The sequence below is a fragment of the Pseudorhodobacter sp. genome (assembly GCF_030452865.1).
In the GTDB taxonomy this organism is placed as follows: Bacteria; Pseudomonadota; Alphaproteobacteria; order Rhodobacterales; family Rhodobacteraceae; genus Pseudorhodobacter.
Window position 1 is genome coordinate 1 of sequence record NZ_JAKDLJ010000151.1, and the last position, 7,885, is coordinate 7,885.

The following is a 7,885-nucleotide window of genomic DNA, read 5'->3' on the forward strand; positions in this document are numbered from 1 at the left end:
GATGCGCAAGTTGATGAGTTGCAGCATCTTGCCGAGCGTTTCCCCGAACCCGCCCAGACCCCGGAGGAGGAGAAGGAGCAGCACGTCGCCTCGCTGGCATTTCACGCGCGGCTCGCGGATTTCGCCTCCAATCGGCTGATGGGCTTCGTGATCGGGTTCATGGCGCGTATCCTGGCCGATCTGACCGTCTATCGTCGCCTGTATGAACCGCCAAATCAGGAACTGTGGCGGCGCGGCAGGCAGCACCAGTTGGAACTGGTGCAGGCGTTGAGGGACGGGGACGCCGCGCGCGCGAAGTCGGTCATGGCGTCACATATGGCGAGCGCCGAGCAAATGATGATGGGTCAGGAAGCGGAGTTGACGCGACGTTTCATGGCGGAGTGAGCGGTTCAGTTTGCGTGAGGTTGCCGCGTCTTGTCGCGCAATACGGGCACCTCATCCAACCAGTCATGATAGGGTGATTGATGCGCCCGGGTGCAAAGTTGCCGCAGGGCGGTGATCGGTTGCGCATCGTGGTCGATGCGCAGATCCAGCGGCGGGCGATCCGGAGCCAGCACCAAAACAGCAGCAGAGAGCAACCCGCGCACATCTCCACCCGCCCCGCTGGCCGCGTTCAGCACGGCAAACATTCGGTCAACCGGGGTGTCGTGATTGCCGAGCGCTGCCTCACGCATCGCCTGCAACACCCGCCGTCCGACCAGCATATTGCCCGCGATGGCCAGCCCATCCTCTGCCAGATGATCGGCAAAGGGCACGCTACCCGCCCCGGTAAAGCCGAAGGTACCGCCGGTCCGGTCCAACGCGATCATCTGACGCTGCCCGCGCCCTTCGTCGGGCTCGGTCACGCTTATGACCGCTGCTTTCGCGCTTGCCCCGCCGTACATCTGCCGCAGCGCATCGTCACGCCAAAAGCTGCTGGGGGCGGTGCCTTGCGATGCAACCAAACCCGCCTCGATGTCACCGCGCAACACCCAACCGCCCACACACAGGCTTCCAGTCGCGGCGGCGGCGGCAAAGACGCCGGTTTCACGGTCATAGGTGAGGATCGAAAAGGTCATTGGTCACTTCCCCCGCATCTTTGACTTGAATTTATCATGAGAATTTGACTGAATGCAATTCATCATGATAAATTGGGCTCAACCAACGGAGAGGACACACCATGACATTCCTACCACTGACGCGCCGGGCCATGCTTGCCACCACCGGGGCCGCGGCCCTGACACTCGGCGCCGGGATCGGTTTTGCCGACACCCCGCCGAACGTGCTGATCGTCGGCCAGATTGCAGAACCAAAGGCGCTGGACCCGGCGGCAGTCACGGCAGTCAACGATTTCCGCATTCTGATGAACGTCTATGATGGTTTGGTGCGTTACAAGGATGGCACGCTGGAGGTGGAACCGGCCTTGGCCAAGGAATGGACCATCAGCGATGATGGCATGACCTACACCTTCACCCTGCGCGACGGCGTGAAATTCCATGACGGTTCAGATTTCAACGCCGATGCGGTGAAGTTCAACTTTGACCGGATGCTGGACGAATCCCATCCGTTCCACAATACCGGCCCGTTCCCGCTCGCCTTCTTCTTTTCCGCCGTGGAAAAGACCGAAGCCGTCGACCCGAAGACTGTGCGTTTCACGCTGAACGCGCCCTATGCGCCGTTCCTGTCGAACCTTGCCTATCCCACGGGCCTGATCGTCTCCCCTGCCGCTGTCGAAAAGCATGGGACGGAGTTTGGTCGCAACCCCTCCGGCACCGGTCCGTTCAAGTTCAAGGAATGGCGGTCGAATGAAGCGGTCGTGGTCGATGCCAACCCCGACTATTGGGACGGCGCACCAAAGCTGGAAGCGGTGGTGTTCCGCCCGATCACAGATGCCAACACGCGCACCGCCGAGATGCTGGCGGGTGGCATTGACCTGATGGTGGAGGTGCCACCGGTCTCTCTGTCGGAATTTCAGGGTGCCGCTTTCAAGATTTATGAGCAAGCCGGCCCGCATGTCTGGTTCCTGATCCTGAACGCCAAGGATGGCCCGATGGCGGACAAGCGCGTGCGGCAGGCCGCGAACTACGCGATCAACAAGGAAGCGATTGTCAACAATGTGCTGGAAGGCACCGCCGCCGTCGCCGCAGGTCCGACACCCCCCGCCTTTGCATGGGCCTATAATGACGATGTGAAACCCTACCCCTATGACCCCGACAAGGCGCGCGCACTTCTGAAGGAAGCGGGGGCCGAAGGGGCGGAACTGACCTTCTTTGTCACCGAAGGCGGCTCCGGCATGTTGGACCCTATCGCGATGGGCACCGCCATTCAGGCCGATCTGCAAGCCGTTGGCTTGAAAGTGAAAATCGAGACCTATGAATGGAACACCTTTCTGGGCGAGGTGAACCCCGGTCTTGATGGCAAGGCCGATATGGCCGAAATGGCGTGGATGACCAACGACCCGGACACGCTGCCCTTTCTGACCCTGCGCACAGAGGCTTGGCCGGACAAGGGCGGTTTCAACTCCGGTTACTATTCCAACCCGAAGGTGGACGCGCTGCTGGACGCCGCGCGCAAGTCGACCGATCAGGCGGAGCGCGCCAAACTCTACAAGGAAATGCAGGTCATCGTGCATGATGATGCGCCGTGGGTCTTTGTTGCCAACTGGAAACAGAACGCCGTTACCTCCGACAAGGTGGAAGGCTTCTCGTTGCAGCCATCATTCTTCCTTTTGCTGGGCAAAGTCAGCAAGACATAAGATCGCAGGCAGCCGCCCCATTGCGCGCGGCTGCCTGCCTATGGGGAAAATGGGGACGGCATGGCGGGCTATATCATCAAGCGACTTCTATCCGCCATTCCCGTCCTTTTGGGCATTTCGATCATCGTTTTCGTGATCATGGCGATGATCCCCGGTGACCCCGCGACGGCGATCCTTGGCTCCTATGCCACGCCGGAAAACGTGGAAAAGCTGAACCGTGATCTTGGCCTCGACCAACCGATGATCCAGCGTTATTTCATCTGGCTCGGCAATATGCTGCACGGTGATTTCGGGCGTTCCTTCTCTCTCAACCGCGCAGTTTTGGATGAGGTGTTGGAGCGTTTCAATGCGACCCTTGTGCTGGCCGGGACCGCCTTCGTGATCTGCTCTTTGCTGGGCGTTGCGGCGGGGGTGATTTCGGCGGCGCGGCAATTCGGGCTGGCGGACAAGCTGATCACCTTTGTCGTGCTTCTGGGCATTTCGATCCCCTCCTTCTTCCTCGGCATGATGATGATCCTGATTTTCGCGGTGGACCTGCGCTGGTTTCCGGTGTCCGGCATGTGGCCAATCTATGGTGACCGGGATTTCACGGCACTGATCCGGCACCTGACCCTGCCGGCCATCGCCCTTGCCGTGGTTGCAGCCGGGGTCATCGCGCGGCTTTCACGCTCTGCCATGCTGGAGGTATTGCGGCAGGATTTCATCCGTACCGCGCGGGCAAAAGGCGTGCATGAGCGGAGCGTGATCTGGCGCCATGCGTTGCGCGCGGCGATGGTGACGATCATCCCGGTTCTGGGGATTCAGGCCGGTTTCGTGCTCTCGGGCGCGGTGTATATCGAGATCGTGTTCCAATGGCCCGGCGTGGGCAGGATGCTGGTGGATGCGATCCTGACGCGGGACATCCTGCTGGTGCAAGGCGGCGTTGTGATCGTCGCGGCCTGTTATGTGATGTTCAACATCGTGGTGGATGTGGCACAAAGCCTGCTGGACCCAAGGATCAAGACATGAGCGGCTTTTTCAAACTGCTGGCGCGCAATCGGCTGGCGCTTGGCGGTTTGATCGTCATGGTAGCCGTGGTCCTGCTGTCACTGCTCACACCGCTGTTGCCGCTTGCCAACCCGGATGTGATCGACACCGCCAACCGTTTCAAACTGCCGTTGGAGGGGACGGCCCTGCTGGGGACCGATCATCTGGGCCGCGATCTGCTAAGTCGTTTGCTCTGGGGCACCCGGTTGTCATTGGCGGTCGGTTTCGTGGCGGCGGCGGTTGCGGCGACCTTGGGGGCGACCATTGGCATTGTCGCAGGGTTCTATGGCGGGAAGACCGACAATATCATCATGCGCGGCGTCGATATGCTGATGGCCTTTCCCTATATCCTGCTGGCTTTGGCCATTGTTGCCGCACTTGGGCCGGGGCTGATGAATGCGTTGATCGCGGTTTCTGCCGTGAACATCCCGTTTTTCGCGCGCAACATCCGGGGTGTCACGGTCGGCATCGCGCATAAGGAATTTGTCGATGCCGCGCGCCTGTCGGGCATGGGTGATCTGCGCATCATCGCGACCGAGGTGCTGCCGAATGTCATCCCGGTGATCGTCATCGCCATTTCGACAACGGTGGGCTGGATGATCCTTGAAACCGCAGGGTTGAGCTTTCTTGGCCTTGGCAGTCAGCCACCGCAAGCCGATCTTGGCTCCATGCTCGGGGAGGCGCGTTCGGCACTGATCACCAACCCGAACACCTCGATTATTCCCGGTGCGATGATCTTGATCATCGTCATGGCGATCAACCTGTTGGGCGACGGGGTGCGCGATGCGCTGGACCCGCGCCTGAAATCCGGCGCGCTCAGCCGTCCCATGCCGGCGACGCGGGTGGACCGCAAAGCCCCGATTCCTACCGCGTCGGATGATGCCTTGCTGGCGTTGCGCGACCTTCACACGCAATTCCACGTCAAGGGCCGTGTGTACAAGGCGGTGGGTGGGGTAGACCTGTCGGTGCGGCCAGGCGAATGCCTTGGCATCATCGGGGAAAGCGGGTCGGGCAAATCGGTGACCGCGCTTTCGGTGATGGGGCTTGTCGCCTCACCCCCCGGAGTTATCACCGGCGGGGCGGTGTATTATCAGGGGCAGGATCTGGTCGGCGCGCCCTATGAAACCTTGCGCCGCTTGCGCGGCGACAGCGTGGCCTATATCTTCCAAGACCCGCAGGCGACCCTGCACCCGCTCTACACCATCGGCGACCAGTTGATCGAGGCGGTGCGGGTGCACCATCCGAAAGGGAAGGCCGAGGCGCGCGCGCATGCGATTGACCTGCTGAAATCCGTGCGCATCCCCAATGCCGAGGATCGGATCAACAGCTACCCGCATGAGCTTTCAGGCGGCATGCGGCAACGGGTGGGCATCGCAATGGCGCTGGCCAACGACCCGGAAGTGATTATCGCGGATGAGCCGACAACCGCGCTCGATGTCACGGTTCAGGCGCAAATCCTGTCCCTGCTCGATGATCTTCGGCGGGAAAGGGGGCTTGCGATCATCTTCATCACCCATGATTTCGGCGTGGTGGCGCAGCTTTGTGATCGGGTTGCGGTGATGTATGCGGGCCGTATTGTGGAGGAAGGGCCGACGGAGGCCATCCTCAACACCGCCGCCCATCCCTATACCGCGCGGCTGATGGCCTGCGTGCCGGAGCTTGGCGGCGGACGGCGGCGGTTGGCCGCGATCCCCGGCCTGCCGCCCGGCGTGGACCAGCTTGGCATCGGCTGCGCCTTTGCCGACCGTTGTGACAAGGTGCAACCGGCCTGCCGTGCGGCAGATATCCCGCTTGCCCCGCTGCGACCGGGGCAAAAGGTGCGCTGTATTCACCCTGAACCCGCCCGGCCGGAGGCGGTGGCATGACAGAGGCGCTGAAACTGACAGGGTTGAGCAAAAGCTTTCCGGTGGGCAAACGGCTTTTCGGGCCACCAAAGGCGATGGTGCGGGCGGTTCGGCCGACTTCGCTTGTGGTGGATAAAGGCGAAACGCTGGGAATTGTTGGCGAATCCGGGTGCGGCAAAACCACCCTCGCGCGGATGCTCGTCGGGCTGCTGGCACCGACCGGTGGCCGAATCGAGATTGAGGGCGAGCCGCTGAATACCACCAATCCCGCGACCTTCGGCCGAAAAATCCAATATGTGTTCCAAGACCCGATCAGCAGCCTGAATCCGCGCAAGACCATCCGTCAGATCATGGAAGCGCCGCTGCGCCATCTCCATCGGATGCCGAAAGCCGCAAGGGCAACGCGGATCAGTGAAATTTTTGCTGCGGTGAATCTGCGAGAAGAATTCCTTGAGCGTTACCCGCATGAATTTTCCGGCGGGCAGGCGCAGCGCATCGGCATCGCCCGCGCTTTGGCCGCCGACGCGCGCATCCTGATCTTGGATGAACCGGTTTCCGCCCTTGATGTCTCGGTGCAGGCACAGGTGTTGAACCTGCTGTCCGACCTCAAGGCAAAGCTGGGTCTGACCTATCTGTTCATCAGCCATGATCTTGCGGTGGTGGAGGCAGTCAGCGACCGTGTGGCCGTGCTCTACTTCGGCTCCGTGGTGGAAATCGGGCCTACGGATCAGGTGTTCGCCGCACCGCACCACCCCTATACCAAACTGCTTGCCGACAGTGCTCCGAAAGTCGGGCGGGCGCTGAAAGCACCCGAAGCGCGGGAAACCGAACTTCCCAACCCGCTTGACCCGCCACAGGGCTGCGCCTTTCGCGCCCGCTGTCCCTATGCCATCCCGCGATGCGCGACGGAGGAACCGGCGCTGGAAATGCAGCAAGCTGGTGTCTGGGCCGCCTGCCACAATCCGCAATAGTGATCATATTTTCCACCTTGCCGCTTTGGCGTTTGTGCATCAGTTGCGGTCAGCCTATCAATGGGTTTGAACAGGTGGGGAATTTCCATGCAGATACGCTTTACGCTGAACGGCAACGCGCAACAGGTCGATGTGCCCGAGGATATGCCCCTGCTGTGGATCATCCGCGATAAACTTGGCCTGACCGGAACGAAATACGGTTGTGGCATCGCGCAATGTGGTGCCTGCACCGTGCATCTGGACGGGGAGGCTGTACGCTCCTGCCAGGTAGAGGCGGGCTCGCTTGCCGGTGCCAGTGTCACCACAATCGAAGGCCTGGGAACGCCGCAAGCGCCGCATCCGGTTCAAGCTGCCTGGATCGCAACGCAGGTGGCGCAATGTGGTTATTGCCAGTCCGGGCAAATCATGCAAGCCGCGGCACTGCTGCACAGCAACCCGTCGCCCAGTGATGCCGATATTGACGAGGCGATGTCGGGCAATCTCTGCCGCTGCGGCACTTATCCCCGCATCCGGGCCGCCATCCATGCCGCCGCCAGAACAGAAGGTTGATGCGATGGCTGGTTTTGCAACACTCGCCCGGCGCAGCTTTCTGATCGGCTCCGCCGCAATCGCCGGGGGTGTTGCCTTTGGCACCTATGCGTTCAAGAAGCCGCTGGCGAACCCGTTACTCGATGGTTTGGGGGCAGGTGAGGCGGCGATCACGCCGTATGTCAAGATCAGCCGTGACGGCATTAGGCTCATCACGCCGCGCGGCGACAAGGGGCAGGGCACTTATTCCATTCAAGCCTATCTGATTGCGGAGGAGTTGGATGTTGACCCGGCGACCGTGATCCTATCCCCCGGATTGCCCGGTCCGGCTTATTACAATGGCGCCGTGCTGGGCGAAGCCGTGCCTTTCCCGGCCTATGATCAAAGTGCATTGGCCGAAGCCGCCCGCGAATTCATGGCGGTTCCTGCGAAATTTCTCGGGATACAGATCACTGGTGGCTCCTCCACGGTGCCGGATGCTTTCGTGAAATTGCGCATGGCGGGGGGTGTGGCGCGGGAAACGCTGAAGAAAGCCGCCGCCCTGCGCACGGGCGAAGACTACAATCTGCTCGGTACACAGGATGGTCACGTCGTCCTGCCCGATGGCAGCAAGATCGCCTATACCGATCTGGCCGAGGATGCGGCGCGGATTGAACCGGTAACGGATGTTGAATTGCGCCCCGCCAGCGCGTGGAAATACTTGGGCAAACCGATGCAGCGCCTTGATATGGTGGGCAAATGCACCGGGACCACGCAATACGCTATAGATTTGGCTATCGAAG

Annotated in this window: 7 protein-coding genes and 1 pseudogene; 7 read left to right on the forward strand and 1 reads right to left on the reverse strand. The window is 61.2% G+C overall.

The genetic code is table 11. From position 1 onward, the window contains the following. Positions 1-384, forward strand: a 384-nt coding sequence (locus L0H65_RS10275) for an FCD domain-containing protein (RefSeq protein WP_301458784.1), incomplete at its 5' end; no start/stop codon positions are given. A 5-nt stretch (positions 385-389) separates the two neighbouring features. Here the strand turns inward: L0H65_RS10275 and L0H65_RS10280 are convergent. Continuing rightward, positions 390-1,058: a DUF1028 domain-containing protein gene (locus L0H65_RS10280; RefSeq protein WP_301458785.1), complete on the reverse strand. Its 669-nt coding sequence runs from the start codon at positions 1,056-1,058 to the stop codon at positions 390-392. A 101-nt stretch (positions 1,059-1,159) separates the two neighbouring features. Between L0H65_RS10280 and L0H65_RS10285 the strand changes: the two genes are divergently transcribed. From L0H65_RS10285 to L0H65_RS10310, 6 genes and pseudogenes are all read left to right on the forward strand, one after another. After that, positions 1,160-2,734: an ABC transporter substrate-binding protein gene (locus L0H65_RS10285; RefSeq protein WP_301458786.1), complete on the forward strand. Its 1,575-nt coding sequence runs from the start codon at positions 1,160-1,162 to the stop codon at positions 2,732-2,734. A gap of 60 nt (positions 2,735-2,794) precedes the next feature. Next, positions 2,795-3,742: an ABC transporter permease gene (locus L0H65_RS10290; RefSeq protein WP_301458787.1), complete on the forward strand. Its 948-nt coding sequence runs from the start codon at positions 2,795-2,797 to the stop codon at positions 3,740-3,742. After that, positions 3,739-5,625, forward strand: a complete 1,887-nt coding sequence (locus L0H65_RS10295; RefSeq protein ID WP_301458788.1) for a dipeptide/oligopeptide/nickel ABC transporter permease/ATP-binding protein — start codon at positions 3,739-3,741, stop codon at positions 5,623-5,625. The genes L0H65_RS10290 and L0H65_RS10295 overlap by 4 nt, the downstream gene beginning before the upstream one ends. Beyond that, positions 5,622-6,575 carry an ABC transporter ATP-binding protein gene (locus tag L0H65_RS10300; protein ID WP_301458789.1) on the forward strand — a complete coding sequence of 318 codons (954 nt, stop codon included), beginning with the start codon at positions 5,622-5,624 and terminating at the stop codon, positions 6,573-6,575. The genes L0H65_RS10295 and L0H65_RS10300 overlap by 4 nt, the downstream gene beginning before the upstream one ends. Positions 6,576-6,662: 87 nt before the next feature. Beyond that, a complete protein-coding gene (locus L0H65_RS10305) occupies positions 6,663-7,124 on the forward strand; it encodes a (2Fe-2S)-binding protein (RefSeq protein WP_301458790.1) in 462 nt (153 codons plus the stop codon). 4 nt (positions 7,125-7,128) lie between these two features. Next, positions 7,129-7,885, forward strand: a pseudogene (locus L0H65_RS10310) (xanthine dehydrogenase family protein molybdopterin-binding subunit); the annotation flags it as partial.

Bases quoted from the DNA above. Each gene is read 5' to 3' on its own strand.
- L0H65_RS10280 (WP_301458785.1), bottom strand. From the start codon at position 1,058: ATGACCTTTTCGATCCTCACCTATGACCGTGAAACCGGCGTCTTTGCC.
- L0H65_RS10285 (WP_301458786.1), top strand. From the start codon at position 1,160: ATGACATTCCTACCACTGACGCGCCGGGCCATGCTTGCCACCACCGGG.
- L0H65_RS10290 (WP_301458787.1), top strand. From the start codon at position 2,795: ATGGCGGGCTATATCATCAAGCGACTTCTATCCGCCATTCCCGTCCTT.
- L0H65_RS10295 (WP_301458788.1), top strand. From the start codon at position 3,739: ATGAGCGGCTTTTTCAAACTGCTGGCGCGCAATCGGCTGGCGCTTGGC.
- L0H65_RS10300 (WP_301458789.1), top strand. From the start codon at position 5,622: ATGACAGAGGCGCTGAAACTGACAGGGTTGAGCAAAAGCTTTCCGGTG.
- L0H65_RS10305 (WP_301458790.1), top strand. From the start codon at position 6,663: ATGCAGATACGCTTTACGCTGAACGGCAACGCGCAACAGGTCGATGTG.